We start from the raw sequence: 25,753 nt of genomic DNA on the forward strand, positions 1-25,753 counted from the left end.
ATATGTGATCCCTATATGTTTGACTTCCGCCAGCTGCGCTACTTCATCACGGTCGCCGAGGAGCTGAGCTTCACGCGCGCGGCGATTCGCCTGCATATCTCCCAGCCGCCGCTCTCGCAGCAGATCCAGGCGTTGGAGCGGGACCTGGGCGTCACCTTGCTGGAACGCACCAAGCGCAAGGTCGCCCTGACCGAGCCCGGCAAGGTCTTCCTCGAGCAAGCGCGCCTGATCCTCACCCAGGCCGAACTGGCGCGCAGCCGCACCGCAGCCGTCGCAGCCGGCCACAACGGCCAGCTGCGGCTGGCCTACACCCTGTCGGTGTCGTTCCATCCCGCGCTGCCCCATACCCTGCTGCGCCATCGCCAGATCGCGCCGGGCGTCGACGTTCAGCTGCGCGAGATGAACAACGCCCCGCAATTCGCCGCCCTGCTCGCCAACGAGATCGACGTCGGCTTCGTGCGCACCGAGCCGCGCCACTTGCAAGACACCCGCAAATTGCGGCTGCGGTTGCTCGACCGCGAGCCGCTGATGCTCGCCCTGCCCTCCAGCCACCCCCTGGCCAAGCGCGACGAGCTGCACATGAGCGAGGTGGCCGACGAGGCCTTCGTCACGCAGCCGCGCGAAGTGGCCGCCACCCTCCACGAAAAGCTCACCACGCTGGCCAGTGCCGCCGGCTTCCATCCCCGCACCGTGCAACAGGCCCGGCAGATCAGCGGCCTGCTGGCCCTGGTGGCGGCCGGCCTGGGCGTGGCCCTGGTGCCTGCGACGATGCGCGCGGTGCATCTGGCCGGTGTCAGCTACGTGCCACTGGCCGACCCCGCCGCCCAGCTCCTGCTGGCCGTGGCCAGCCGCGCCGACGACGCCTCGCCTGTGCTGGCGCAATTCCTCTCGACAGTGGATGAATTCGCCCGCGATTCCGGCAACTTGTGACTGGCGATTCAGCAGGTTATACTTGCCCGCTGATTTTTTCCGTTTGGTATCAGGAGCTCGCCGTGAAGGTGCTTAACTCGTTGAAGTCCGCCAAGGCGCGGCACCGCGACTGCAAGATCGTGCGTCGTCGCGGCAAGGTGTTCGTGATCTGCAAGAGCAACCCGCGTTTCAAGGCTCGTCAGCGCTGAGTCCAGCATGACGTGTCCATAAGAAAGGCCGCATCGATGCGGCCTTTTTTGTGTCCGGGCTTCTGGCTAAAGACCGCCCCTCTCTTCAGATCTTCGCTGTCTCGCGTCGACACGACAGCCAGAACAGCACCGCGGATACGGAGAGCGAAACCCAGTAGTCGCTGGGCGCCGGCCCCCACCAGTGAATGTGCCATGGGATGTAGCGCGGGGCGAAATGCGCCACGCCATAGGCCGGGTTCAACACGAACCACAGGAAATCCTCGCTGATCCAGAACAGCATGATGCAGGCGAACACGCGCGCCTCGGCACGCCAGTTCCAGCGGCCGGTGAAGATCAACGGGAAGTGGAAGAACAGCCCCATGCAGGGAAACAGCCACGCGTGATAACCGGTCATCGGCCGGCCGCCCCAGAAAATGTCCAGCAGCCAGTGATGTTCGATGCGCCAGGTCGGCAGGTTAGCCGCCCAACCGGCGGCACCTTCGATCTGGATCTCCACATTCGCGAAAAAGAAAGCCAGCAGGAGGGTCCAGGCGAGGGTCAGCACCAGCACCAACGGGCGCATGGAGACGGAACCCTCCCCTGCCTGCGAGGGGTGTCGATCCAGCTTGCGCACGTTCAATGATCCACCGGTACGGCTGTTGACGACTTGCCCGCAAGTTGGGCCTGCACGATCTCCAGTACGCGCTGCGCGGCCTGCGGCTGGCCCAGGCGGCGCGCGTGTTCGCGCATGCGCGCCAATCGCTGGGGCTCGGCCAGCAATTGGCGTATCCGGTATTCGAGCGAGACCAGATCGATCGCCTTCAATGCCGCGCCCTGCTCCAGCACGTAGTCCGCATTGCGCTCTTCCTGGCCGGGAACCGGCGCGTAAACCACCATCGGCACCCCCATCGCCAGGCATTCGGATGTGGTCAGTCCGCCGGGCTTGGTAATCACCAGGTCGGAACAGGCCATCAGCTGCGGCACTTCATTGGTGAAGCCGAACGGGAATAAGCGCCCCGGATACTCCGCGGCGTGAACCTTCAGCTTGGCCAAAGCGGCTTCGTTGCGCCCGGCAAGCACGACGAGCTGGAAATCGTATTCGAGCCGCATCAGCGTGGCAGCCACTTCGTCGAGCTTGCCGACGCCGGCGCCACCGCCCATCAGCATGATGGTCTGCTTGGCCGGATCGAAGCCGAAATGCGCGGCACAGGCCTGGCGGTCCTGCGGCTGGGTGAACGCCGGCATCACCGGAATGCCGGTGGCGTGGATGCGCCCCGTCTCGATGTGGTTGGCCTGCATGCGGAAGGCGATTTCGTCGCTGGCGGCGAAGAAGCCCGTCATGCATGGGATCACCCACATGCCATGCAGATCGAAATCGGTGACCTGGACCCAGACCGGCACGGCGAAGCGCTCGCGCCGGATTTCGTGCATCAGCATTTCGGCAGGCAGGAAGTGGGTGCAGACGATGGCGTCCGGCGCGAACGCGTTGATCGCCTTGCGCAGGTCGCCCGTGCCCAGCCGCTCGATGGCGCGCCGCAGCTTCTGCATCGGGCCGTTCGGATCGGCCTCCGAACTGCGCTGGTACAGCATTCCCCAAAGGGTCGGGTAGCTGCTTATCAGCGTGATGTAGAAATCGGTGTACAGCTTGCGGAATGCGGACGGCACATAGTCCATCGCATCCAGGTGCCGGGTCTCGACATCCGGCAACGCCGCTTCGGCGGTCAGGCGCAACGCTTCGGCGGCCCGCATGTGGCCTGCTCCGGCGGAGACGCTGAGAAACAGGATTTTCTGCTGCGGCATGGGGCGGACCGTTGTCAGGTGACCGTCGGCGGGAACGTCCATGCCCCCGGTTGGCTTGCCAGACCGGCCACGTCGGTGGCCGGTCGTTCCGCACGTACCTTCAGCCTAGCATTCAGGAATAACGCACACCCGTGATTTCGTAATGCTTGACGCCGTTAGGCGCGGTGAACTCCAGGCTGTCGCCTTCGCTCTTGCCGATCAGCGCGCGCGCGATCGGCGAGGACACCGCGATCAGGCCCTGCTTGATGTCGGCTTCGAGGTCGCCCACGATCTGGTAGGTCACCTCGGCACCGCTGTCCTCGTCCGCCAGGTCCACGATGGCGCCGAACACCACCTTGCTGCCCGGGTTGAGGCGCGAGACGTCGATCACCTCGGCGGTGGAAAGCAGCGCTTCAAGCTGGCCGATGCGGCCTTCGATGAAGCTCTGCAGCTCGCGCGCGGCATGGTATTCGGCGTTCTCTTTCAGATCGCCGTGCGCGCGCGCCTCGGCGATGGCCGCGATGATGCGCGGGCGGTCTTCCGACTTCAGCTTGTCCAGCTCGTTGCGCAGGCGTTCCGAACCTGCCTTGGTGATGGGGGCGCGATTGCTCATGCGCTCAATTCCTTGTGGAGTTCCTGCAGGCTGTGCACGTCCGCACTGTTGTGGAAGTCCAGCGAGTGGACCAGCGCACGTGCGCCTGCGACGGTGGTGGAGTACGTGACGCGCTGCTGCAGGGCCTCGCGCCGGATCGAGAACGAGTCGGCGATGGCCTGCTTGCCCTCGGTGGTGTTGACGATATAGACGATCTCGCCGTTCTTGATGAGGTCGACGATGTGCGGGCGACCTTCGGCTACCTTGTTGATGCGCTCGCAGGCCACGCCGTGCTCGGCCAGGTATTTTGCGGTGCCCTCGGTGGCGACCAGGCTGAAGCCCTTCGCTAGCGCTTCGCGCGCCACCGGCAGCAGGCGATCCTTGTCGGCGTCGCGCACCGACACGAACACCTTGCCTTTCGGCGGCGTCTTGATGCCGGCGGCGTCGTGGCCGCGGGCAAAAGCCGCGCCGAAGCTGCGGCCCACGCCCATCACCTCGCCAGTGGAACGCATCTCGGGGCCGAGGATGGGATCCACGTTCTGGAACTTGAGGAACGGGAAGATCGCTTCCTTCACCGAGTAGTACGAGGGGATCACTTCCTTGGTAGCGCCCTGCTGCTTGAGCGAACGGCCGGCCATCGCGCGCGCCGCGATCTTGGCCAGCGGTACACCGGTGGCCTTGGACACGAACGGCACGGTGCGCGAGGCACGCGGATTCACTTCGAGGATGAACACGGTGTCGCCCTGGATGGCGAACTGCGTGTTCATCAGGCCGATGACCTTGAGTTCCTTCGCCATGGCGATGACCTGGCGGCGCATCTCGTCCTGTACCTCGGCGGTCAGCGAGTACGGCGGCAGCGAACAGGACGAATCGCCCGAATGGACGCCTGCCTCCTCGATGTGTTCCATGATGCCGCCGATCAGCACGTTGCCTTCGGCGTCCGCGATGATGTCCACGTCCACCTCGACCGCGTGGTCGAGGAAGCGATCCAGCAACACCGGCGAATCGTTCGAGACCTGCACGGCCTCGCGGATGTAGCGCGACAAGTCGGCATCGTCGTAAACCACTTCCATCGCGCGGCCGCCGAGCACGTAACTCGGGCGCACGACCAGCGGGTAACCGATCTCGCGGGCCAGCGCCAGCGCCTCGTCCGCGTTGCGTGCCGTGCGGTTCGGCGGCTGGATCAGGCCGAGCTTGACGATCATCTGCTGGAAACGCTCGCGGTCTTCGGCCAGATCGATGGAATCCGGCGAGGTGCCGATCACCGGCACGCCTGCCGCTTCGAGCGCACGCGCAAGCTTCAGCGGCGTCTGGCCACCGTATTGCACGATCACGCCCTTGGGCTTCTCCAGATCGACGATCTCCAGCACGTCCTCAAGCGTCAGCGGTTCGAAGTAGAGGCGGTCGGAAGTGTCGTAGTCGGTCGACACGGTTTCCGGGTTGCAGTTGACCATGATGGTTTCGAAACCATCCTCGCGCAGGGCGAGCGCCGCGTGCACGCAGCAGTAGTCGAACTCGATGCCCTGGCCGATGCGGTTCGGGCCACCGCCCAGCACGATGATCTTCTCGCGGCTGCTCGGGTTGGCTTCGCACTCTTCCTCGTAGGTCGAGTACATGTAGGCCGTGGTGGTGGCGAACTCGGCGGCGCAGGAGTCCACGCGCTTGTACACCGGCCGCACGCCTAGCGTGCGGCGCAGGTGGCGGACGGCACCTTCGTCCGAACCGGTGAGCTCGGCGACGCGCGCGTCGGAGAAGCCCATGCGCTTGAGTTCGCGCATGCGCGGCGCGTCGAGCGCGCTGATGCCCTGCGCACGCACCTCGTTCTCGGTCAGCACGATGTCCTCGAACGCGGCGAGGAACCAGGGGTCGACGCGACTGAGGCCATACACCTCGTCCAGCGTCAGGCCCGCGCGGAAGGCATCGGCGAGATGGAACACGCGATCGGGGCGCGGTTCGCGCAACTCGCGCTTGAGCGTGGCCAGGCCTTCGTCGGTGCTGATGTCCAGCCCCGTGGGGTTGAGGCCGGTCTTGCCGATTTCCAGGCCGCGCAGCGCCTTCTGCAGCGACTCGTGGAAGGTGCGACCCATCGCCATCACCTCGCCCACCGACTTCATCTGCGTGGTGAGGCGAGCATCGGCGGACGGGAACTTCTCGAACGCAAAACGCGGAATCTTGGTGACCACGTAGTCGATGGTCGGCTCGAACGACGCCGGCGTCAGGCCGCCGGTGATGTCGTTCTTGAGTTCGTCCAGCGTGTAGCCCACGGCCAGCTTCGCCGCGATCTTGGCGATCGGGAAACCGGTGGCCTTGGAGGCGAGCGCGGACGAGCGCGACACGCGCGGGTTCATCTCGATGACCACCACGCGGCCGTTCTCGGCATTGATGCCGAACTGCACGTTGGAGCCGCCGGTATCCACGCCGATCTTGCGCAGCACGGCGATGGAGGCGTTGCGCAGGCGCTGGTATTCCTTGTCGGTGAGCGTCTGCGCCGGCGCGACGGTGATCGAGTCGCCGGTGTGCACGCCCATCGGGTCGAGGTTTTCGATCGAGCACACGATGATGCAGTTGTCCGCCTTGTCGCGGACCACTTCCATCTCGAATTCCTTCCAGCCGAGCACGGATTCCTCGACCAGCACTTCGCCCACCGGCGAAAGCTCGAGGCCGCGCTTGACGATCTCTTCGAACTCTTCCTTGTTGTACGCGATGCCGCCACCCGATCCGCCGAGGGTGAAGCTCGGGCGGATGATGGTCGGGAAGCCCACCTTCGCCTGCGCCAACAGCGCCTGCTCGAAGGTGCGGACCACTTCGGCCTTCGGGCACTCCAGGCCGATGTCGGCCATGGCCACGCGGAACAGCTCGCGGTCTTCGGCCATGCGGATGGCTTCGCGCGAGGCGCCGATCAGCTCGACGTTGTACTTCTCGAGCACGCCGTTGTCGGCGAGGTCGAGCGCGCAGTTGAGGCCGGTCTGGCCGCCCATGGTGGGCAGCACGGCGTCCGGACGCTCCTTGGCGATGATGCGTTCCACCGTCTGCCAGTTGATCGGCTCGATGTAGACGGCGTCGGCCGTCTCCGGGTCGGTCATGATCGTGGCGGGGTTGGAGTTCACCAGGATGACGCGGTAGCCCTCTTCCTTCAGCGCCTTGCAGGCCTGTGCGCCGGAGTAGTCGAACTCGCAGGCCTGGCCGATGACGATCGGACCGGCGCCGATGATGAGGATGCTCTTGATGTCGGTACGCTTGGCCATCTCAGCGGGCCTCCTGCATCAGCTTGGCGAAACGTTCGAAGAGATAACCGATGTCGTGCGGCCCGGGGCTCGCCTCCGGGTGACCCTGGAAACAGAAGGCCGGGCGGTCGGTGAGCGCGAAGCCCTGCAGCGAACCGTCGAACAGCGAGGAATGGGTGACGCGCACGTTCGCCGGCAGCGTGGCCGGGTCGACGGCGAAGCCGTGGTTCTGCGAGGTGATCAGCACGCGGCCGTCGTCCATGTCCTTCACCGGATGGTTCGCACCGTGGTGGCCGAACTTCATCTTCAGCGTCTTCGCGCCCAGCGCCAGGCCCATGATCTGGTGGCCCAGGCAGATGCCGAACAGCGGGATCCTGGCGTCGAGGAAGGCGCGCGTCGCGACGATGGCGTAATCGCAGGCCGCCGGATCGCCGGGGCCGTTGGAGAGGAACACACCATCCGGTTTCATCGCCAGCACATCGGCCGCCGGCGTCTGCGCAGGCACCACGGTGATGTCGCAGCCCTGCTCGGCCAGCAGGCGCAGGATGTTCTGCTTCACGCCGAAGTCGTAGGCCACGACCTTGAAGCGCTTGGACGGCTGGCTGAAGCGGGTATGGTCGAGGTCGTAGACGCCCTCGTTCCACGGATACGGCTGCGTGACGCTGACCACCTTGGCCAGGTCCATGCCGTTGAGGCCGGGGAAGGCACGCGCCTTCGCCAGCGCAGCTTCGGCGTCGATGGCTTCGCCGGCCACGATGCAGCCGTTGAGCGCGCCCTTGTCGCGCAGGATGCGGGTCAACCGGCGCGTGTCGATGCCGGCGATGGCCACGATGCCGTGGCGCTTCAGGTAATCCGGCAGGCTTTCGCTGCTGCGCCAGTTGCTCGCGCGGCGCGGCACGTCGCGCACGATCAGGCCGGCGGCATGCACGGCGGTGGACTCGGCATCCTCGGCATTGATGCCGGTGTTGCCGATGTGCGGGTACGTAAGGGTGACGATCTGACGCGAGTACGAGGGATCGGTGAGGATCTCCTGGTACCCCGTCATGGCCGTGTTGAAGACCACTTCGCCGACGGTTTCGCCGGTAGCGCCCACGGCGTGGCCGTGGAACACGCTGCCGTCTTCGAGGGCAAGCAGAGCGGGAATGGACATGGGGAACCGCCTTTCAGGTGCAGCAAAGTCCGCAAGCCGCGAAAAGCAGGCTTGAGAACCTTGTAAGGGAGGACGTTCGGGCGGGTGGCAATGATAGGCGCAGGGGCGCTGTCTGTCCACTTCGAATCTGGCATGAGGCGCGGATTTCGTCAGCATCCGTATCGCCTCGTGGCGCTACACTGGCGCAACGTTTCCAGGGGAATGAAGCTTGCCCATGTGTCCGGATGCCCTGCTCGATCCTGCCCGTTTTGATCGCCCGGACACGCTGGTGCAGTCGGAGCCGTTCCCTTTCATGGTGGCCCACGGCCAATTGCCCGACGAGGCGCGCGGCGACCTGGACCGCGACTTTCCGCGCTATCCCAGCGCGGGCTTCTTTCCGTGGGATCCTGCCGACTGCGGTCCAACGGTCAATGCGCTGATCGAGCAGCTCACCACGCCGGAGTTCGCCAGCCTGATCGGCCGCAAGCTCGGCATCGACAACCTCGGCCAATATCCCACCCTGGTGACGCTGTGCCGGCTGCTGAACAAGCGCCACGGCACCATTCACACCGACAGCAAATCCAAGGTGGCCACCGCCCTGCTCTATCTCAACCCGCAGTGGCCCGACACCAGCGACGGCTGCCTGCGCTTCCTCGGCAAAATCGACGACATCGATGCCATGGTCACTCCCGAGCTGCCGCCGCTGTACGGCGAGTTCGCCGTGTTCAAGCGCTGCGACAACTCCTTCCATGGCCACTTGCCCTACGAGGGCGAACGCCGGGTGATCCAGGTCGCCTGGCTTACCAGCGAAGAAGAAAAGCTGCGCAAGACCAAGCGCGGCAAATTCTCCCGCCTGTTCAAGAAGCTGTTCGGCAAGCTGGACACGCAATACGGCGCCGGCCGCGATCGCAACGCCGCGCACCGCGACTGAGCGCCCTTCAACGGGCGAAATGCCAGAGCACGTAAGCGGCGAACACGCCGTACAGCAGGCCGACCGGCAGCAACCGGTGCGCGTCCGCGCGGCCGCGCCGGAACAGCCACCACAGGTAGGCAATGGCAGCAGCGGTAAGGGCGCCTGACACGATCAGCGGACGATCGAACAGCCACGGCGTGGCGAAAATCGCCAAGGCGCTGGGGATGGTGGCCTGGATCATCATCGCGCCGGAAATATTCGCCAACGCCAGGCGCTCCTTGCCCTGGCGCACCCAGATCAGCGCGTTGAGCGTTTCCGGCAGCTCGGTCGCCACCGGGCTCAGCACCAGCGCCACCAGATGCGGCGGCCACGCGAGCACTGCGCCAATGGCTTCCAGCTGACCCACAAACACCCGCGAAGCCGCGGCGATCACCACCAGGGCGACCAGCGTCTGCAGCAGCACCCACGTCATGGATGGTTGCGCCTGGCGTGGACGAAACTTCAGCGGCTCCAGTTCCTCTTCGACCGGCGCCGTGTCGTCGCTGCGCATCTCGCGCCACACGTACGCTGCATAGGCCAGCAGGAACACCACGCCAAATGCGGGCTTGAGCGCAAAGGCCACCAGGCCAAGGCCGACCTTGAGCGCGAAGATCGCCAGAAACCATCCCTGATCGCGGGCCAACCGACGATGATCGACCCGCACCAGCCCGTCGGTGCGCTGCAGGCGCTTGCGATGCACCCACAGCGCGACGCCAACCACGGCATAGGCGATGGTGGACAGGACGAGGGGACCGCCCATCGCCGCGCCCACGCCGATATCGCGCGCCGCCGGTGTCTTGCCGAAGATGACCGCGACGAAAGTGACGGCGCTTTCCGGCAAGGCAGTGCCGAACGCGGCCAGCACGGTACCGGTCGCGGTGGCGCCCAGGTCGAGCTTGCGGCCCAGCCATTCGACGCCGTTGACGAAGTATTCGCAGGCCAGATAGATCGCACCCGCAGATGCGAAGAACAGGACGAGGGTAAGCAGCATGGGAGATCCGGGCCGGGCGAACGGACAAACCGATGGCGCAACGACATCGTTCGCCCGGCCGGGTGAACACGTCGCTGGCCAAAGGTCTCGCCGGGCAAGGCGTCGCACGGCGACGCCTACCGTTCGCACCATGGCGCCGCGAAGGCAACCAAGTCTGTTGATGCGAACGCCTCGGGGATGAGGCTGGCTACTCCCCAATGACAGGCTGGCGATGGTAATGATCGCCAGCGGGCGTGGCAAGTTTTTGCGCGCTCAGCCCAACGGCGCGAACACGTCTTCCAGTTGCCAGTGACCCGCAGCGCGGCCCACCAGCCAGCGTGCCGCCTGCAGCGCGCCACGGGCGAAGATCGTACGATCGGTGGCGCGGTGGCCCAACTCCAGCCGCTCGCCCTGGCCGATCAGCAGCGCCTGGTGCTCGCCCACGATGTCGCCGCCGCGCACCACGGCGAAACCGATGCTGCCGGGAACGCGCTCGCCCGTACGCCCTTCGCGGCTATACACCGCGCTGGCCTCCAGCGTGGTGCCGCGCGCCGCGGCAGCGGCGTGGCCCAGCGCCAGCGCAGTGCCCGAGGGCGCATCCTGCTTGCGTCCGTGATGGGCCTCGACGATTTCCAGGTCCCACTCCGGCATCGCGGCGGCGGCCTCGCGCAGCAGGCGCGACAGCAGCGCCACGCCCAGGCTGAAGTTCGCCGCGCGCAGCAGCGCGATGCGTGTTCCGGCAGCATCCAACCTAGCCTGCTGGGCGGCATCGAGCCCGGTGGTTCCGGTCACCAGCGGGATGCCGTGCGCGAGGCAATGCTCCAGCGCAGCTGTTAGGCCGGCCGGGCCGCTGAAGTCGATCACCGCGTCCAGCGAGGGCGCGCGCGACCAGTCATGCGCATAGCGCAAGCCCTGCCCCAGCCAGACGGGTTCGCCGTCATGCACCGAACCGGGCGACACCACCGCATGCGCCAGTTCGTAGCGGCCGTCGACGCGCAACAGCGACAGCAGGGCCTGGCCCATGCGGCCGGAGGCGCCATTGATGGCGAGGCGGAGCGGCGAACTGGTCATGGCGGACATCCCGGCATAGGCGGCAAACGGACGTCCAAAGTTAACTTACGAAGTCACCTTCGACCAGAATTGTTTCACACCGTCGAACCAGTTGTGCGCACGCGGCATGTGCTCTTCGGCCCTGCCTTCGTTGAAGCTGGCCTCGAGCTGCTCCAGCAATTCGCGCTGCTGCTTGGTCAGCCGCACGGGCGTTTCCACCACTACGCGGCAGATCAGGTCGCCGGTACGGCCGTTGCGCACCGACTTCACGCCGCGCCCGCGCAGGCGGAAGCTCTGGCCGGTCTGGGTTTCCGGCGGGATGGTGATCGGGACCTCGCCTTCCAGCGTGGGCACCGGCAGTTCCGCACCGAGCGCGGCCTGCGAGAAACGGATCGGCACTTCGCAATAGAGGTCGTTGCTCTCGCGCTGGAAGATCGCGTGCTCGCGCACGCGCACTTCCACGTATAGGTCGCCGGCCGGCGTGCCGGCCGGACCGGCTTCGCCCTGCCCGGTCAGGCGGATGCGGTCGCCGTTGTCCACGCCGGCGGGAATCTTCACCGACAGCGTGCGGGTTTCCTCGAGCCGGCCTTCGCCGTGGCACTGCTTGCAAGGCTTCTCGATGGTCTGGCCGCTGCCGCCGCAATGCGGGCAGGCCTGCTGGATCGAGAAGATGCCGTTCTGCATGCGCACGCGGCCATGGCCATGGCAGGTCTTGCATTGCGTAGTCTTGCCGTCGGCCGAACCGCTGCCGTTGCAATGGTGGCAGTTGACCTGGGACGGGATCTCGATCTTGCGCTCGATGCCGAACACGGCCTCTTCGAGATCGAGTTCCATGATGTAGCGCAGGTCGGCGCCGCGGCGTGGCTGGCGACTGCGGCCACCGCCGAAGATGTCGCCGAAGATGTCGCCGAAGATATCGCCCATGTCGCCGAAACCGCCGCCGCCGCGACCGCCCATGCCGCCCTCGAAGGCGGCGTGGCCGTACTGGTCGTACAGCGCGCGCTTCTGCGCGTCGGAGAGCACTTCGTAGGCCTCCTTGGCCTCCTTGAACTTCTCCTGCGTCGCGGGATCGTCGGGGTTGCGGTCCGGGTGGTACTTCATCGCCAGGCGGCGGAAGGACTTTTTCAGCTCGACCTCGGTAACCGTGCGTTCGACACTGAGGACTTCGTAGTAATCGCGCTTGCTCATGTCTTGGAAATCAACTTGCTCTCAATGCGACGGTCGGGAACGATCCAGAGTGCGGCGATGCACAGGTAACAAACAATCGCCGCCCAGGAGTAGCCCAGCAACGCCGAGGGAATGGCCACGATGTTGAGGAGCGCCGAGGTCATGGTCTTGGGATCCATGCGGCCGCCGATGGCCGAGGCCAGAAACGACTTCTCGCCGCCGTTGCAGCGGATCAGGCTGCTCACCGTAATATGCCAGCACACGGCGATACACAGCATGACGACGCCGTACAACGCCGTCGGAAATGGCGCGTAGTGGCTCTCGCCCATCCATGCCGTGACGAACGGCAACAGCGACAGCCAGAACAGCACGGCCAGATTGCCCCACAGCACGCGGCCGTCGATATGCTCGACGGCCATCAGGATGTGGTGATGGTTGTTCCAGATCAGCCCCACGTTGATGTAACTGAGCGCATAAGCCAGGAACAGCGGCCACTGCGCCAGCAACGCCTGCGGGTCGTGCCCATCCGGCACCTTCAGTTCCAGCACCATGATGGTGATGAGGATCGCCACCACACCGTCGGTGAAGGCCGTCATCCGTTCTTTGGTCATCCGCTCCCCCGATGAAACCGGCCGGATCCCGCGGAGAACCGCGGGATCCGGCCGCATGACTATAAGCGACGATTACTTTTTGTCGTCCTTCACTTCGGTGAACTCGGCATCCACCACGTCGTCGGGCTGGGCCGAACCGTGCGGGCCGGGCTGTGCGCCGGCATCCGCCGGGCCCTGACCCTGGGCAGCGGCGTACAGCGCCTGGGCGGCCTGTTCGAGCTTGGAGATCTTCGACTCGATCAGCGCCTTGTCGTCGCCGTCCTTGACCTTCTCCAGCTCCGACAGCGCCTCTTCGATGCTGCCGATCTGCGCGCCGACCTTGCCGCCGTGCTCCTTCAGCGCACCGCGGGTGGCATGCACCAGCTGGTCCGCCTTGTTGCGCGTGCCCACCAGTTCGTGGAACTTCTTGTCTTCTTCCTTGTTGGCCTCGGCGTCGGCCACCATGCGGGCGATCTCTTCCTCGGACAGGCCCGAGCCGGCCTTGATCTCGATCTTCTGTTCCTTGCCGGTCTTCTTGTCCTTGGCCGACACGTGCAGGATGCCATTGGCGTCGATGTCGAAGGTCACTTCGATCTGCGGCATGCCGCGCGGCGCCGCATCGATGCCCTGCAGGTCGAACTTGCCCAGCGACTTGTTGGCGTTGGCGCGTTCGCGCTCGCCCTGCAGCACGTGTACGGTCACCGCGGTCTGGTTGTCGTCGGCGGTGGAGAAGGTCTGCGCCGCCTTGGTCGGCACCGTGGTGTTCTTCTCGATCAGCTTGGTCATCACGCCGCCCATGGTCTCGATGCCCAGCGACAGCGGGGTCACGTCGAGCAGCAGCACGTCCTTGACCGAACCGCCCAGCACGCCGCCCTGGATCGCTGCGCCCACGGCCACGGCCTCATCCGGGTTGACGTCCTTGCGCGGCTCCTTGCCGAAGAAGTCCTTCACCGACTCCTGCACCTTGGGCATGCGGGTCTGGCCGCCGACCAGGATCACCTCGTCGACATCGGACACGCGCAGGCCGGCATCATTGAGCGCGGTACGGCACGGCTCGATGGTGCGCTTGACCAGGTCTTCCACCAGCGCTTCCAGCTTGGCGCGGGTGAGCTTGATGTTGAGGTGCTTCGGGCCGGAAGCGTCGGCCGTCACGTACGGCAGGTTCACCTCGGTCTGGTGCGAGGAGGACAGCTCGATCTTGGCGCGCTCGGCGGCGTCCTTCAGGCGCTGCAGGGCCAGCGGATCCTTGCGCAGGTCGATGCCCTGGTCCTTCTGGAATTCCTCGACTAAATAGTCGATGACGCGCATGTCGAAGTCTTCGCCACCGAGGAAGGTGTCGCCGTTGGTGGCCAGCACTTCGAACTGCTTCTCGCCGTCGACCTCGGCGATCTCGATGATCGACACGTCGAAGGTACCGCCGCCCAGGTCGTACACCGCGATCTTGCGGTCGCCGCCCTTCTTGTCCAGGCCGTAGGCCAGCGCAGCCGCGGTCGGCTCGTTGATGATGCGCTTCACTTCCAGGCCGGCGATGCGGCCGGCGTCCTTGGTGGCCTGGCGCTGGCTGTCGTTGAAGTAGGCGGGCACCGTGATGACGGCCTCGGTGACCGGCTCGCCGAGATAGTCCTCGGCGGTCTTCTTCATCTTCATCAGCACCTTGGCGGAGACTTCCGGCGGCGCCATCTTCTTGCCGTCGCCGGTGGCCACCCATGCGTCGCCGTTGTCGTTGGCGACGATGGAGTACGGCACGATGTGGATGTCCTTCTGCACCTCGGCATCGGTGAACTTGCGGCCGATCAGGCGCTTCACCGCATAGAACGTGTTCTTGGGATTGGTCACGCCCTGGCGCTTGGCCGGCGCGCCCACCAGCACTTCGCCGTCCTTGCTGAAAGCCACGATGGACGGCGTGGTGCGGTCGCCCTCCGAATTCTCGATGACCTTGGTGGTGCTGCCGTCCATCACGGACACGCAGGAATTGGTAGTGCCCAGGTCGATGCCGATGATCTTGCCCATGAATGTGCTCCCGAATCTCGAAGGCGGCCCCCACGGCCGCGCAATGGTTTTCCAGATGGGGCCCGCGTGCGGCGAATCAATGCCGACGGGACTCCGGATGCGTCGCGCCCGTGGCGCGCGGTTCAGCCTCTGTCAGTCTTTCGCCACCGCCACCAGCGCGGGGCGCAGCAGACGGTCGTTCAACACGTAGCCTTTCTGCAGGACGCTGACCACGGTGCCCGCCGGCGTACCGGGCGCTTCGACCATGCTGACCGCGTGGTGGCGCTCGGGGTCCAGCGGCTGGCCCAGCGGATCGACCTGCGCCAGACCATGGTTCTCGCCCACCTTCAGCAGCGACTTGAGCGTGAGGCCAAGGCCTTCGCGCATCGCCGTCACGTCGGCGGTTTCCACCGCGAGGCCGCTTTCCAGGCCGTCGAACACGGGCAGCAGCTCGTTCAGCAGCTTCTCGTTGGCGAAGCGGCGCGCCTGCTCCAGGTCGCGATGCAGCCGGCGGCGCTGGTTTTCCAGCTCGGCCTTCTCGCGCAGCACGGTCTCGCGCAGCTCGCTGTTGCCGGCCTCCACCTCGGCCACGCGCGCCTTGAGCGCCTCGATGTCGGCGTTGAGCGCCTCGCTGGCGGCATCGACGTCGGACGCCGGGTGCGGATCGTTGTTCTGCATGAATGACTCCAAACCTTGTCCGTGGCCGGCATGCGCCGACCGATTCAAAACCTGCGGGCAACCCCGCCTCCCGCGCTTTTTATGAGGCCGTCGCCGCGCGATTCAAGGCATCGCTGAGCAGCCCGGCGGTGGCCTGCACCACCGGTATCACCCGCTCGTAGGCCATGCGCGTGGGGCCTATCACGCCCACCGCCCCCAGCACGCGCCCCTGCACGCCATAGCTGGCGGTGACCACGCTGCAGCCGTCCAGCGCCGCGAAGCCCGATTCCTCGCCGATGAACAGCCGCACGCCCGGCGCCCGTGCGCACGACTCCATCAGCTGCAGCAGCCCGTTCTTCTGCTGGAACGCCTCGAACAGTTCGCGCAGGCGCTGCAGGTCGGCCAGTTCGGCATAGCCCATGAGGTTGGTCTGGCCACTGACCAGCACCTCGTCGCCCTCGGCCTGCGGCGCGAACGAAGCCGTAGCCAGCTCGGTGGCATTCGCCACCAGCCGGTTCAGCTCGCTGCCCGCCGCGCGCAACTCGGCCAGCAGGTGGGCGCGGATGTCGTCCACGCGCCGGCCGACGTAATGGGCATTGAGGTAATTCGCCGCCTGCTCCAGCTCGCGGCCGTCCAGCGGCTTGGCCAGCTGCACCACGCGGTTCTGCACCTGGTTGTCGGAGAACACCAGGATCACCAGCACTCGTGCGTCGGGCAACGGCACGAAATCGATGTGGCGCAGCGGAAAATCCGCCTGTCGCGGCACCGTCACCACGCCGGCAAAGTGCGTCATGGCAGACAACAGGCTGGAAGCGTTGCCCAGCAGGTCGCGTGTGGTCGCCGGCCCCGGCGGCAGTTCGCGCTGCAGGCGGGCCATATCCTCGTGCTGCAGCGGCTGCAGCTCGATCAGACTGTCCACGAACAGGCGCAGGCCGCGCGGCGTAGGAATGCGCCCCGCCGACGTGTGCGGCGAGGCCACCAGGCCGGCCTCCTCGAGGTCGGCCATGATGTTGCGGATGGTCGCCGGGCTCACGTCCAGCCCCGAGGAACGGGACAGCGTGCGGGAACCCACCGGCTCGCCGTCGGCCAGATATTGCGCGATCAGGCTGCGCAGCAGGCGCCGCGTGCGTGCATCGAGTTCATGGTCGTAAGGACGGGACATGCGCCGTGGCGAGTAGCAATCGGTGAGACAGGAAAGAAATAGGGTTTGCGTGCCTGCGATGCAAGCTGCCGCATGAATTGTAGCCGCAGGCCAGCCGCTACAATCACCCGACCACCTCCGGACTGCCGCCAGCCCGCCATGCTCACCTCGCTACACGTCCGCCATTTCGCCGTCGTCGAACAAGCCGAAGTCGATTTCGGTACCGGCCTTACCGTCGTCAGCGGCGAAACCGGCGCCGGCAAGTCGCTGCTGGTGGATGCCCTGCTGCTGCTCGCCGGCGCGCGCGCCGACAGCGGCATGGTGCGCACGGGCAGCGATCGCGCGGAATTGTCCGCCGAATTCGACCTCGCCACCCTGCCCGAGGCCCAGGCATGGCTGGCACGCGAGGAACTGGACGACGGCGAGGCCTGCCAGTTGCGCCGCGTGATCCGCGCCGAAGGCAGCTCGCGCGCGTGGATCAACGGCCGCCCCGCCAGCGCCGGCCAGCTGGGCGAACTGGCCTCCCTGCTGGTCGAGATCCACGGCCAGCACGAGCACCAGGCGCTGCTTTCCCGCGCCCACCAGCTCGCCCTGCTCGATGCCCATGCCGGCCACGAACCGCTGGCCGCGCAGGTGCGCGAACTGGCCGTGCAATGGCGCGAACTCGGCGCGCGCATCCGCCGCCTGAGCGGCGGCGCGGATCGCGAACAGCGGCTGGAGCTGTTGCGCCACGAACTCGCCGAGCTGGAGCAATGGGCGTTGCCGGGCACCGAGCTGGCCGAACTGGAAGCCAGCCACAAGCGCCTCGCCAACGCCGGCCGGCTCGCCGAAGGCGCTGCCGGCGTGGTCGAGCTGCTGGATGGCGATGGCGAATTCGCGCTGCGCCGCGCGCTGGGCCGTGCCCATGCCGAACTGGGCAAGCTCGCTGCATTGGACGACACGCTGAATCCCGTGCTGGAACTGCTGGACAACGCCGCGATCCAGCTCCACGAGGCCACCGACACGCTGGAACGCTACGCGCAGGATGTCGACCTCGATCCGGAGCGCTTCGCCGAAGTCGATGCCCACCTCGCCCGCCTGCACGAGCTAGGTCGCCGCCATCGCCTGCCGATTGCCGAGCTGCACGACAAGGTCCATGCCCTGCACGCTGAACTGGCCGAACTGGAGGGTGCCGGCGAAGCGCTGGAACAACTCGCCGCCCAGCGCGACCGCGCCCGCAGCGACTACGACCAGGCTGCAGAAAAGCTGGGCAAATCGCGCCGGAAAGCCGCAGAAAAGCTGGGCAAGGAAGTCAGCTCCCTGATGGCCGAACTGGGCATGGCGGGCGGCGTACTCAAGGTCGAACTGGAACCTGCCGATGGCGAAGAGCCCGATCCGCAGGGCCGCGAGCGTTGCGAGCTGCTGGTCAGCGCCAATCCCGGCCAGCCGCCGCGCGCATTGCGCAAGGTGGCCTCCGGCGGCGAACTCGCGCGCATCAGCCTAGCCATCGAAGTCGCCACCCTGGGCAACGACAGCGTAGGCACCATGGTATTCGACGAAGTGGACAGCGGCATCGGCGGCGCGGTGGCGGAAGTCGTCGGCCAGAAGCTGCGCGCGCTGGGCGGCCAGCGTCAGGTGCTGTGCGTCACCCACCTGCCCCAGGTGGCCGCACAAGGCCACGCGCATCTGTTCGTGAGCAAGCACAGCGACGGCAGCCATACCCGTACGCAGATCCAGTCGCTGAACGCCGAAGGCCGGCGCGACGAACTGGCCCGCATGCTAGGCGGCGTGGAAATCACCCGCGAGACCCGCGCCCATGCGAAGCAGATGCTGGAACGCGCACAGGCCTGAGAGACTGTTCGACGCAGGCCAAGGGCGCTGCGCGGGCTCTAGCCGTTGGCCGGCAACAGTCCGCGCTCGCTGGCCATCCGGTAAAGCTCCAGTTCCGAGCCCGCGTTGAGCTTGCCCATCACACTGGCGCGGTGGATATAGACGGTCTTCTGGCCGATGCCCAGTTCTGCCGCCACCTGCTTGGGTGTCTTGCCGCAGGCGAGCAGCAGGAAAACCTCGCGTTCGCGGGCGGTCAGGCGGTGCAGCGGATCAAGCGCGGATTCCGGCTGCTCGGCACGGCGCTGGCGCAGGTCGGAACTGAGGAAGCGCTCGCCCTGCATCACTGCGCGCAGGCCGGCCACCAGTTCCTCAGGCGCCACGCCCTTGGTCACGTAGCCGCTGGCGCCGCGGCGCAAGGCCTCGGAGACGTAGGGTTCGCCGTCGTGCATGCTCAGCACCACGACGCGCGTGTCCGGCGACACGCTGCCAAGGTGTTCGATCAGGGGCAGGCCGCTGCCGTCGGGCAGCGAGAGGTCCAGCGCCACCAGGTCGGGGCGGTGCTGCGACACCACTTCCACCGCGTCGTCCGCGCTGCGGCACTCGCCCACCACCTTGAGATCGGGCTCCAGCCCGATCAGGCGCTTGAAGCCTTCGCGCACGATGGCGTGGTCATCGACAAGGACAATGCTGTACATCCGCCTACTGTAGGAGCTTGAGTGATGGAAATCACCCGCGTTGCAAGCGCTGCCGAACGGCACATATTCCAATCGGCTCCCGCCTCATCGGACCGAGGCAAGCCAACGCACCGCCAAAAGTCCCTAGACACGGATGTCTGGCTGATTGCGCTGCCGCGACAAGCCTAGTCCCGGGCATTTACGCCCTCGCTCTCGCGCAGCTGCGACACGGATCGCCCATGTACCATCACAAGGATGCGCAACAGACCCTTCCGTCCACTGCACTCCGGCCCGCTGCTGGGGGCGCTCTACCTGTTGTTGTGGGTGCTGCTGTCGCCGACGGCGCAACCGTATTGGATGCTGCCTTACGGCATGCGTTTCGGTGCGTTGCTGCTGCTGCCCGTACGCAGTTGGGGCTGGTTGCTGGGAGCCGAACTGGTCGCCTCCGCGGGCATGAGCCTCCACGACGGATTGCCGATGGGCTGGAAGGGCTATTTCCTCGGCGAACTGCCCGAACCGTTGGTGACCGCGGCGAGCCTGTGGCTGCTGCGCCGCTTCAACCCCCACGCGGGCACGAACCTGCACAACCCGCAGGAAACGGCCCGCTTGCTACTGGCCGCGATGCTCGTGGTGCTCGCCACTGCGGCGGTGGACATCGGCCTGCTCACAGTGATCCATACCACCGCGGCCGAAGATGCCCTGATCCACATGCTGGGCAACGAGCTGCTGGGCGATTACCTCAGCGTGCTGCTGGTCGTGCCGGTGATGATCCTGCTGCTGCGCTCTCCGCCCGGTCGTCATTCTCTGGCGGGCCTGGCGCTGGACGGCCTGCAGGTCATGCTGCCGGCCATGGCCATCTTGCTGCTGCTGTCCGAACAGGCCTCGTCGCAGCCGCAGTTCGCCCGCGCGCTGTCGCTGGCGCCGGTGCTGTTCTTCGCCTTCCGCCATGGCTGGCGCGGCGCCGCCCTGGCCATGATCGTCTCCAGCCTCGGCATGACCGTGCTGGACCAGCGGCTCGGCCATGCCCCCTCGGCCGCCGGCTACCTGTTCCTGGCCGTGGCCGGCACCGGCACCTTGATGCTCGGCTCGGCCACCGATGCGCTGCGCCGAAGCAAGCTGCGCGTAGCCGAGCAGAACACCCACCTCGCCGCGATCAACCGGCGGCTGGACCAGTTGGCGCGGCAACTGCGCGCCGCCGCCCGCGGCAACCTGCAGGCCGAGGAAAACCAGCGCAAACACATGGCTGCCGAACTGCATGACGAGCTGGGGCAGAACATCACGGCGATCCAGACCCACGTGAAGCTCGCGCAGGCCCGCCTGCAACAGGCCGGTCTCGAGGACATCGGCACCTCGATCAACGGCATCCTCGCCCACATGCGCCGCGCCCTGCACCGCTTGCTGGACGATCTGCGCCCCGCCGTGCTGGACGAATTCGGCCTGCTGCGCGCGCTGGACGAAGGCCCGATCCGCGACCTGCTGAACGCGGCAGGCATCAGCTACCACACCGAATTGCACGGCGATCCGCGCCTGCTGGACGACGACACCCGCACCGCGATCTATCGGCTGGCGCAGGAGAGCGCCACCAACGCCGTCAAGCATGCCAAGGCCAGCGAATTCCGGCTGCGCTTGCGCATCGGAGAGCGCCACGGCGCGGCGCTGGCCCTACTCGACCTGCGCGACAACGGCATCGGCCTGCCCGAACGCCCGTCGCGCGGCGGGCGTGGCATGCAGGGCATGCGCGACCGTGTCACTTCATTGGGCGGCCTGTTCCAGCTGCGCCCCTCGTCACGCGGCGTACACTTACGCGTTTTGTTGCGAAGCAACAATGACTTACCGGTCACGCTTCGGACCATCTAGGAAATTTTCCGATACCCAGAGCGTGAAAGCTTCGTTAGGATTTTTCCATCGATGTGGGGGAGCCGCCATCGTGAGATGGCGTGCCGGAGTCCTCGTGGGGACGGCGACTCCGGAGTGATGGCAGGAAGCCATCTGGTCGTTACCAGGGATGAAGGGTCCAGCGAGCAATTCGCAGGCCTGACATCCGAAAGGTACCGAGGCAATCGCGAGGTGGACAGGAGTCCTTCCTCGCGATTTTTTTTGCGCCTGCCACATCCCTTGGCGGCGCCACTTCCATGACAGATGCAGCAGCGAAGCCGCACCCGGTGATTGGTGGGCGGCCGGGGGCTTGCCGAGGAATCGGGAAATCGGGCGGAATCAGCCTTTGCGAGCGCGGTTCTTGGGGCGCACGTACAGCACCAGGCTGTGGTCTTCGATCACATAGCCGTGGCGGGCCGCGACCTCGCGCTGCAGGCGCTCGATCTCCTCGCTGACGAACTCGATGACCTTTCCGCTGTCCACATCGATCATGTGGTCGTGATGCTTGCCACGATCGAGTTCGTAAACGGCCTGGCCGCCCTCGAAGTTGTGCTTGACGACGATGCCGGCCGCTTCGAACTGGGTCAGCACGCGGTACACCGTGGCCAGGCCGATGTCCTCTTGATGGGCAAGCAGCTTCTTGTAGACGTCTTCGGCGGTGAGGTGGTTGCCCTCCTCCTCGTCGAAGATCTGCAGGATGCGCATGCGCGGATGGGTCACCTTGAGACCGACCCTGCGCAGCTCCTTGGTTTCCTGTTCCATCATTTGCCACCTCACGCCGGCGCGGCGATGCCGAACCGGTAGTGTATCATCCACACCTTCACGATCTGGACGCTTCACGCATGCACAAGCTGATCACCCTGCCGGTTGTCGCGCTGTTGGCGCTTGCCGTTTCCGGCTGCCATCTGGTCTATACGCAGGATGTGCGCCAGGGCAACCTGCTCGACAAGACCATCGATCAGAAGGCGGTGGATCAGCTCAAGCCCGGCCTGACCAAGCGCCAAGTGCTGCTGCTGGTCGGCACGCCGTCGGTGGCTTCGCCGTTCAACCAGAGCCGCTGGGACTATGTCTCCACCTATTCGCACCGCGGCGGCCCGATGCAGGTCAGCACCATGACCCTGTATTTCAACGACGACATCCTGGCGCGCGTCGAAGGCAGCCCCTATCTCGAGAACAACAAGAACCTGCTCAAGGAAAGCAAGAAGTACAACGTCGACTACCCGGTCAACGACACCAAGGGCGACAAGGACATGAGCGGCAAGGACAGCAAGGATTCCGGTGGCGGCGACTCCAGCGGTAATTCCGGCGGGGACTCCGGCAGCAGCTCTGGCAGCGATTCCGGCAGCAGCAACAACTGATCCGGATCAGCCTTGGCCGGCCCTGCGCCGGCGTGAGGCCATCGGATCGAGGGCGAGCGGCCGGTAGATTTCCACCCGATCGCCATCGCGCAGTACCTGGTCCGCATCGATCCGGCGCGAGAAGATACCCAACCGCAGTGGGTCCAACGCCTCGGCTGGTAGCTGCGGCAGCCATTCAACTGCCTGCACCGCCTGCATCGCCGTACTTCCGGCCGGCAACGAGACGCGGCAACGCCAGATACGTTGCGTACCGGCGTGCATCACTTCCACCGTAATGGCCGGCTCAGCCATGCAGCTGATCCGCGGCGCGGCAGAAATCGTCCACCATGCGATTGGCCAGCCCCTGGAAACCCAGCTTGAGCACGCTGCCGCCGATGCCGGCGTAATCGAAATCCAGCGTCAGCGCCACCTTGCAGCCATCGTCGCCCAACGCCGTGAAACCCCAGTGGCCGTCCAGCGAACGAAACGGGCCTTCGACCAGGCGGATGTCGATGCGGTGCGGCCGCTCAGCGGTGTTGCGGGTGGTGAAGCTGTGCCGCAAGCCGGCAAAATGCAGGTCGAGCCGGGCCACCAGCACGTTGCCGTCGCGCTCGATCACGGTGGAGGACGAGCACCACGGGAAGCGCTTTGGGTATGCTTCCACGTCATCGACCAGATCGAACATCTGTTCCGGCGAATGGCGTACCAGCGCGCTGCGGCGTATTTCGATCACGGTATGTCCTGGTTTGTGCATTCATCCATGAATGCGAAGATCAAATGGGCATCCATCCATGGATGCACTCTTAAAAGAAGCGTTGCCTCCTGAAGGGCGCGCAGGCAACGTGGCCGCCCAGAGCCCGAAGTTTAGCGGACATGGCCAAGAGCAAGGACAAGGACACCACCAAGGGCACCGGCACCATCGCGCTCAACAAACGTGCGCGCTTCGAGTACCACATCGACCAGCGTTATGAAGCCGGGGTCGCGCTGCAGGGTTGGGAGCTGAAGGCGCTGCGCGCCGGACGGATCAATTTCGGCGACGGCTATGCCATCGTGATCAAGGGCGAGATCTTCCTGGTCGGCGCCTCGATCCCGCCGCTGATCAGCGCCTCCACCCACGTGATTGCCGAAGACCGGCGCACGCGCAAGCTCCTTCTGCACCGCAAGGAGATCGACCAGCTGATCGGTGCGGTGGAGCGCAAGGGCTACACGCTGGTGCCCACGGCGATGTACTGGAAGAACGGCAAGGTCAAGGTGGAAGTCGGGCTGGCCCGCGGCAAGCAGGAGCACGACAAGCGCGACACCGAGAAGCAGCGCGACTGGCAGATCGAGAAACAGCGCACCATGCGCTCGCACAACCGGGCTTCCTGACGCCACTCGCGCTGCCCGGCTGCCGGGTCCTGAAAAATCTTTGTGCACCGTGTCGATTCGGCACATCGTCGTTCGTCGTACCTGTGAAGGCGGAATCATTCCTCCCAGGAGACAAACCGATGCGCTGCATAGTCATCGTAAAAGCGAACCAGGACACCGAAGCTGGCGTGATGCCGAGCACCGAACGCCTCGCCGCGATGGGCAAGTACAACGAAGACCTGGTGAAGGCCGGCGTGATGTTGGCCGGCGAAGGCCTGCACCCCAGTTCGCGCGGTGCCCGCGTGCGCTTCGACGGCTCCCAGCGCACCGTGACCGACGGCCCGTTCGCCGAAACCAAGGAGCTGATCGCCGGCTTCTGGCTATGGCAGGTGAAGTCCATGGCCGAAGCCATCGAGTGGCTGAAACGCGCCCCCTTCGATGCCGGTGTCGAAGTCGAGATTCGTCCGGTGTTCGAGGCCGAGGACTTCGGCGACAAATTCACAGATGCCTTGCGCGAACAGGAAGCCAGCCTGCGCGCACAGATCAACGACCGCCAATAAACCCAAGCCAGCGAGGAGTCCCCCATGCAATTCGTCGCCTACCTCAACTATGACGGCAATGCCGAAGCCGCCTTCGATTTCTATGCCCAATGTTTCGGCGGCAAGGTCACCATGCGGGCGCGCTACGGCGATGCACCGCCCGAAATGCCCATGCCGCCCGAGATGCGCGACAAGATGATGCACGTACGCCTGGAAGTGGGCGATCAGGTGCTGATGGCCTCGGATGCGATGGCGCCGCAATGTCCCTACACGCCGATCAAGGGCTGCTCGGTGTCGGTCCAGCTCGACTCGCCGGAACAGGCCGAGCGCATCTTCCACGCACTGGCCGAAGGCGGCACGGTGCAGATGCCGATCCAGCAGACCTTCTGGGCCGCGCGCTTCGGGTCATTGGTGGATCGCTACGGCGTGCCATGGATGATCAACTGCCCGCCCGCTGCATGACGGCTTGCCGTCGCAAGGCGATGATGGTTTGATCGGTCGCCATGACGGCGACCGACATCTCTCGAAGCATCGAAGCCATCTGGCGCATCGAATCGGCGCGCATCATCGCCGGGCTCACCCGCATGCTGCGCGACGTGGGCCTGGCCGAGGAATTGGCGCAGGACGCGCTGGTGACCGCACTGGAGCAATGGCCGCAGACCGGCGTACCGGACAACCCCGGCGCCTGGCTGATGACTACGGCGAAGCACCGCGCCATCGACCGCCTGCGCCGCCATCAGCTGATGGAACGCAAGCACGAGGAAATCGCCCGCGAACTGGAGGCCGAACAGGCCGATGCCATGCCCCGCTTCGACGCCATGCTAGACGACGACATCGGCGACGACCTGTTGCGGCTGATCTTCACTGCCTGCCACCCTGCGCTGCCCGCCGAGTCGCGCGTGGCGCTGACCCTGCGCCTGCTCGGCGGCCTCAGTACCGTCGAGATCGCCCGCGCCTTCCTGCAGCCGGAGCCCACCATCGCCCAGCGCATCGTGCGCGCCAAGCGCACCCTGACCGAGAAGCAGGTACCGTTCGAAGTGCCGCGCGGCGAAGAGCTTGCCGAACGCCTGGACGCCGTCCTGGGCGTGATCTACCTGATCTTCAACGAGGGCTACACCGCCACCGCCGGCGACGACTGGATGCGCCCCTCGCTGTGCGAGGAAGCCTTGCGCCTGGGCCGCATCCTCGCCGGGCTGATGCCGCAGCAGGCGCCGGTGTTCGGCCTGCTCGCGCTGATGGAACTGCAGGCCTCGCGCACGCACGCGCGCAGCGCTGCGGATGGCGCACCGATCCGGCTGCTGGAGCAGAACCGCGCGCGCTGGGATCGGTTGCTGATCCAGCGCGGGCTCACCGCGCTGGACCGCGCACAACGGCTGGGCGGCAATGAGGAGCCGTACACCCTGCAGGCCGCCATCGCAGCCTGCCATGCCCGCGCCAACACCGCGGAACAAACCGACTGGAACCGTATCGCCGCACTGTACGCCACGCTGGCCGAGGTCATACCGTCTCCTGTGGTGCAGCTCAATCGTGCGGTAGCCGTGTCGATGGCCAACGGGCCGGCGGCGGCCCTGCCTCTGGTCGACGCCCTGCGCGGCGAACCGGCACTGGCGAACTACCACCTGTTGCCTGCCGTGCGCGGCGACCTGCTGGAAAAGCTCGACCGCCATGCCGAAGCCCGTGCGGAGTTCGAACATGCCGCATCGCTCACCCGCAACACGCGCGAACGCGAACTGCTGCAGACGCGCGCCATTGCCTGCGCACGGCAGGCGACAGCCGACTGATGCTCTGCAAAACAAAGGGCCGCCCGGTGGGCGGCCCTTCTTGAACATGCCTGA

26 protein-coding genes and 1 riboswitch are annotated in these 25,753 nt (G+C 66.0%); of the genes, 10 read left to right on the plus strand and 16 right to left on the minus strand.

The genetic code is table 11. From position 1 onward, the window contains the following. The first annotated feature begins 15 nt into the window (after positions 1-15). Positions 16-930 (plus strand): LysR substrate-binding domain-containing protein, encoded by a 915-nt coding sequence (locus IHE46_RS15630; RefSeq protein WP_192165649.1) that lies wholly within the window; start codon positions 16-18, stop codon positions 928-930. 62 nt (positions 931-992) lie between these two features. Further along, on the plus strand, positions 993-1,118 hold the full coding sequence (gene ykgO, locus IHE46_RS15635) for a type B 50S ribosomal protein L36 (protein WP_007080705.1): 126 nt from the start codon (positions 993-995) through the stop codon (positions 1,116-1,118). Between the two features lie 85 nt (positions 1,119-1,203). Here ykgO and IHE46_RS15640 read toward each other — a convergent pair whose 3' ends face one another. The 5 genes from IHE46_RS15640 to carA all read right to left on the minus strand — a co-directional run bounded on the left by IHE46_RS15640 (position 1,204) and on the right by carA (position 7,842). Continuing rightward, positions 1,204-1,680 (minus strand): hypothetical protein, encoded by a 477-nt coding sequence (locus IHE46_RS15640; protein WP_192165651.1) that lies wholly within the window; start codon positions 1,678-1,680, stop codon positions 1,204-1,206. Positions 1,681-1,733: 53 nt separating this feature from the next. Next, on the minus strand, positions 1,734-2,846 hold the full coding sequence (locus IHE46_RS15645; protein ID WP_255430907.1) for a glycosyltransferase: 1,113 nt from the start codon (positions 2,844-2,846) through the stop codon (positions 1,734-1,736). A gap of 163 nt (positions 2,847-3,009) precedes the next feature. Continuing rightward, on the minus strand, positions 3,010-3,489 hold the full coding sequence (gene greA, locus IHE46_RS15650; RefSeq protein ID WP_192165655.1) for a transcription elongation factor GreA: 480 nt from the start codon (positions 3,487-3,489) through the stop codon (positions 3,010-3,012). Beyond that, positions 3,486-6,713, minus strand: a complete 3,228-nt coding sequence (gene carB, locus IHE46_RS15655; protein WP_192165657.1) for a carbamoyl-phosphate synthase large subunit — start codon at positions 6,711-6,713, stop codon at positions 3,486-3,488. Before carB ends, greA begins: the two co-directional genes overlap by 4 nt. A gap of 1 nt (position 6,714) precedes the next feature. Next, entirely contained in the window at positions 6,715-7,842 is a 1,128-nt protein-coding gene (carA, locus tag IHE46_RS15660; RefSeq protein WP_192165659.1) for a glutamine-hydrolyzing carbamoyl-phosphate synthase small subunit, read from the minus strand. A 214-nt stretch (positions 7,843-8,056) separates the two neighbouring features. Here carA and IHE46_RS15665 point away from each other — a divergent pair, with 214 nt between their 5' ends. After that, positions 8,057-8,752 (plus strand): 2OG-Fe(II) oxygenase, encoded by a 696-nt coding sequence (locus tag IHE46_RS15665; RefSeq protein ID WP_192165661.1) that lies wholly within the window; start codon positions 8,057-8,059, stop codon positions 8,750-8,752. 7 nt (positions 8,753-8,759) lie between these two features. Here the strand turns inward: IHE46_RS15665 and IHE46_RS15670 are convergent, their stop codons facing one another. The 7 genes from IHE46_RS15670 to hrcA form a co-directional block, all read right to left on the minus strand. Beyond that, on the minus strand, positions 8,760-9,764 hold the full coding sequence (locus IHE46_RS15670) for a sodium:calcium antiporter (RefSeq protein WP_192165664.1): 1,005 nt from the start codon (positions 9,762-9,764) through the stop codon (positions 8,760-8,762). After that, positions 9,765-9,972, minus strand: a riboswitch (yybP-ykoY riboswitch). A 44-nt stretch (positions 9,973-10,016) separates the two neighbouring features. Beyond that, positions 10,017-10,814, minus strand: a complete 798-nt coding sequence (gene dapB, locus IHE46_RS15675) for a 4-hydroxy-tetrahydrodipicolinate reductase (RefSeq protein ID WP_192165666.1) — start codon at positions 10,812-10,814, stop codon at positions 10,017-10,019. Positions 10,815-10,859: 45 nt separating this feature from the next. Continuing rightward, entirely contained in the window at positions 10,860-11,981 is a 1,122-nt protein-coding gene (gene dnaJ / locus IHE46_RS15680) for a molecular chaperone DnaJ (RefSeq protein WP_192165668.1), read from the minus strand. Beyond that, complete coding sequence (locus IHE46_RS15685) at positions 11,978-12,571, minus strand: TMEM175 family protein (protein WP_192165669.1); 594 nt, start codon at positions 12,569-12,571, stop codon at positions 11,978-11,980. Before IHE46_RS15685 ends, dnaJ begins: the two co-directional genes overlap by 4 nt. 72 nt (positions 12,572-12,643) lie before the next feature. After that, complete coding sequence (gene dnaK, locus IHE46_RS15690; RefSeq protein WP_192165671.1) at positions 12,644-14,560, minus strand: molecular chaperone DnaK; 1,917 nt, start codon at positions 14,558-14,560, stop codon at positions 12,644-12,646. Positions 14,561-14,692: 132 nt separating this feature from the next. Next, positions 14,693-15,217, minus strand: a complete 525-nt coding sequence (gene grpE, locus IHE46_RS15695; protein ID WP_192165673.1) for a nucleotide exchange factor GrpE — start codon at positions 15,215-15,217, stop codon at positions 14,693-14,695. A 79-nt stretch (positions 15,218-15,296) separates the two neighbouring features. Continuing rightward, positions 15,297-16,358, minus strand: coding sequence for a heat-inducible transcriptional repressor HrcA (gene hrcA / locus IHE46_RS15700; RefSeq protein ID WP_192165676.1), 1,062 nt, complete (start codon positions 16,356-16,358; stop codon positions 15,297-15,299). Between the two features lie 138 nt (positions 16,359-16,496). Between hrcA and recN the strand changes: the two genes are divergently transcribed. Continuing rightward, a complete protein-coding gene (gene recN / locus IHE46_RS15705) occupies positions 16,497-18,167 on the plus strand; it encodes a DNA repair protein RecN (protein WP_192165678.1) in 1,671 nt (556 codons plus the stop codon). A gap of 38 nt (positions 18,168-18,205) precedes the next feature. On the opposite strand, the gene IHE46_RS15710 is transcribed toward recN, so the two are convergent. After that, the gene (locus IHE46_RS15710) at positions 18,206-18,841 is read right to left on the minus strand and encodes a response regulator transcription factor (RefSeq protein ID WP_192165680.1); all 636 of its coding nucleotides are present in this window, start codon (positions 18,839-18,841) and stop codon (positions 18,206-18,208) included. Positions 18,842-19,075: 234 nt separating this feature from the next. Here IHE46_RS15710 and IHE46_RS15715 point away from each other — a divergent pair, with 234 nt between their 5' ends. Then, positions 19,076-20,677: an MASE1 domain-containing protein gene (locus tag IHE46_RS15715; RefSeq protein ID WP_192165682.1), complete on the plus strand. Its 1,602-nt coding sequence runs from the start codon at positions 19,076-19,078 to the stop codon at positions 20,675-20,677. A 357-nt stretch (positions 20,678-21,034) separates the two neighbouring features. On the opposite strand, the gene fur is transcribed toward IHE46_RS15715, so the two are convergent. Then, positions 21,035-21,457 (minus strand): ferric iron uptake transcriptional regulator, encoded by a 423-nt coding sequence (fur, locus tag IHE46_RS15720; RefSeq protein ID WP_192165684.1) that lies wholly within the window; start codon positions 21,455-21,457, stop codon positions 21,035-21,037. A gap of 80 nt (positions 21,458-21,537) precedes the next feature. On the opposite strand from fur, the gene bamE reads away from it, so the two are divergent. Continuing rightward, the gene (gene bamE / locus IHE46_RS15725; protein WP_192165686.1) at positions 21,538-22,053 is read left to right on the plus strand and encodes an outer membrane protein assembly factor BamE; all 516 of its coding nucleotides are present in this window, start codon (positions 21,538-21,540) and stop codon (positions 22,051-22,053) included. Between the two features lie 6 nt (positions 22,054-22,059). On the opposite strand, the gene IHE46_RS15730 is transcribed toward bamE, so the two are convergent. Together IHE46_RS15730 and IHE46_RS15735 are read right to left on the minus strand one after the other, a co-directional pair. After that, positions 22,060-22,344: an RnfH family protein gene (locus tag IHE46_RS15730; protein WP_192165688.1), complete on the minus strand. Its 285-nt coding sequence runs from the start codon at positions 22,342-22,344 to the stop codon at positions 22,060-22,062. Beyond that, positions 22,337-22,765: a type II toxin-antitoxin system RatA family toxin gene (locus IHE46_RS15735; protein ID WP_192165689.1), complete on the minus strand. Its 429-nt coding sequence runs from the start codon at positions 22,763-22,765 to the stop codon at positions 22,337-22,339. The genes IHE46_RS15730 and IHE46_RS15735 overlap by 8 nt, the downstream gene beginning before the upstream one ends. A gap of 140 nt (positions 22,766-22,905) precedes the next feature. Between IHE46_RS15735 and smpB the strand changes: the two genes are divergently transcribed. The 4 genes from smpB (at position 22,906) to IHE46_RS15755 (ending at position 25,699) form a co-directional block, all read left to right on the plus strand. Then, positions 22,906-23,400, plus strand: coding sequence for an SsrA-binding protein SmpB (gene smpB, locus IHE46_RS15740; protein ID WP_192165691.1), 495 nt, complete (start codon positions 22,906-22,908; stop codon positions 23,398-23,400). Positions 23,401-23,519: 119 nt separating this feature from the next. Then, entirely contained in the window at positions 23,520-23,939 is a 420-nt protein-coding gene (locus IHE46_RS15745; RefSeq protein WP_192165693.1) for a YciI family protein, read from the plus strand. A gap of 24 nt (positions 23,940-23,963) precedes the next feature. Next, positions 23,964-24,380, plus strand: coding sequence for a VOC family protein (locus IHE46_RS15750; RefSeq protein WP_192165695.1), 417 nt, complete (start codon positions 23,964-23,966; stop codon positions 24,378-24,380). A gap of 41 nt (positions 24,381-24,421) precedes the next feature. Then, the gene (locus IHE46_RS15755; protein WP_192165698.1) at positions 24,422-25,699 is read left to right on the plus strand and encodes an RNA polymerase sigma factor; all 1,278 of its coding nucleotides are present in this window, start codon (positions 24,422-24,424) and stop codon (positions 25,697-25,699) included. Positions 25,700-25,753 lie beyond the last annotated feature (54 nt).

The organism is Rhodanobacter sp. DHG33 (assembly GCF_014843005.1).
Classification (GTDB): domain Bacteria; phylum Pseudomonadota; class Gammaproteobacteria; order Xanthomonadales; family Rhodanobacteraceae; genus Rhodanobacter_A.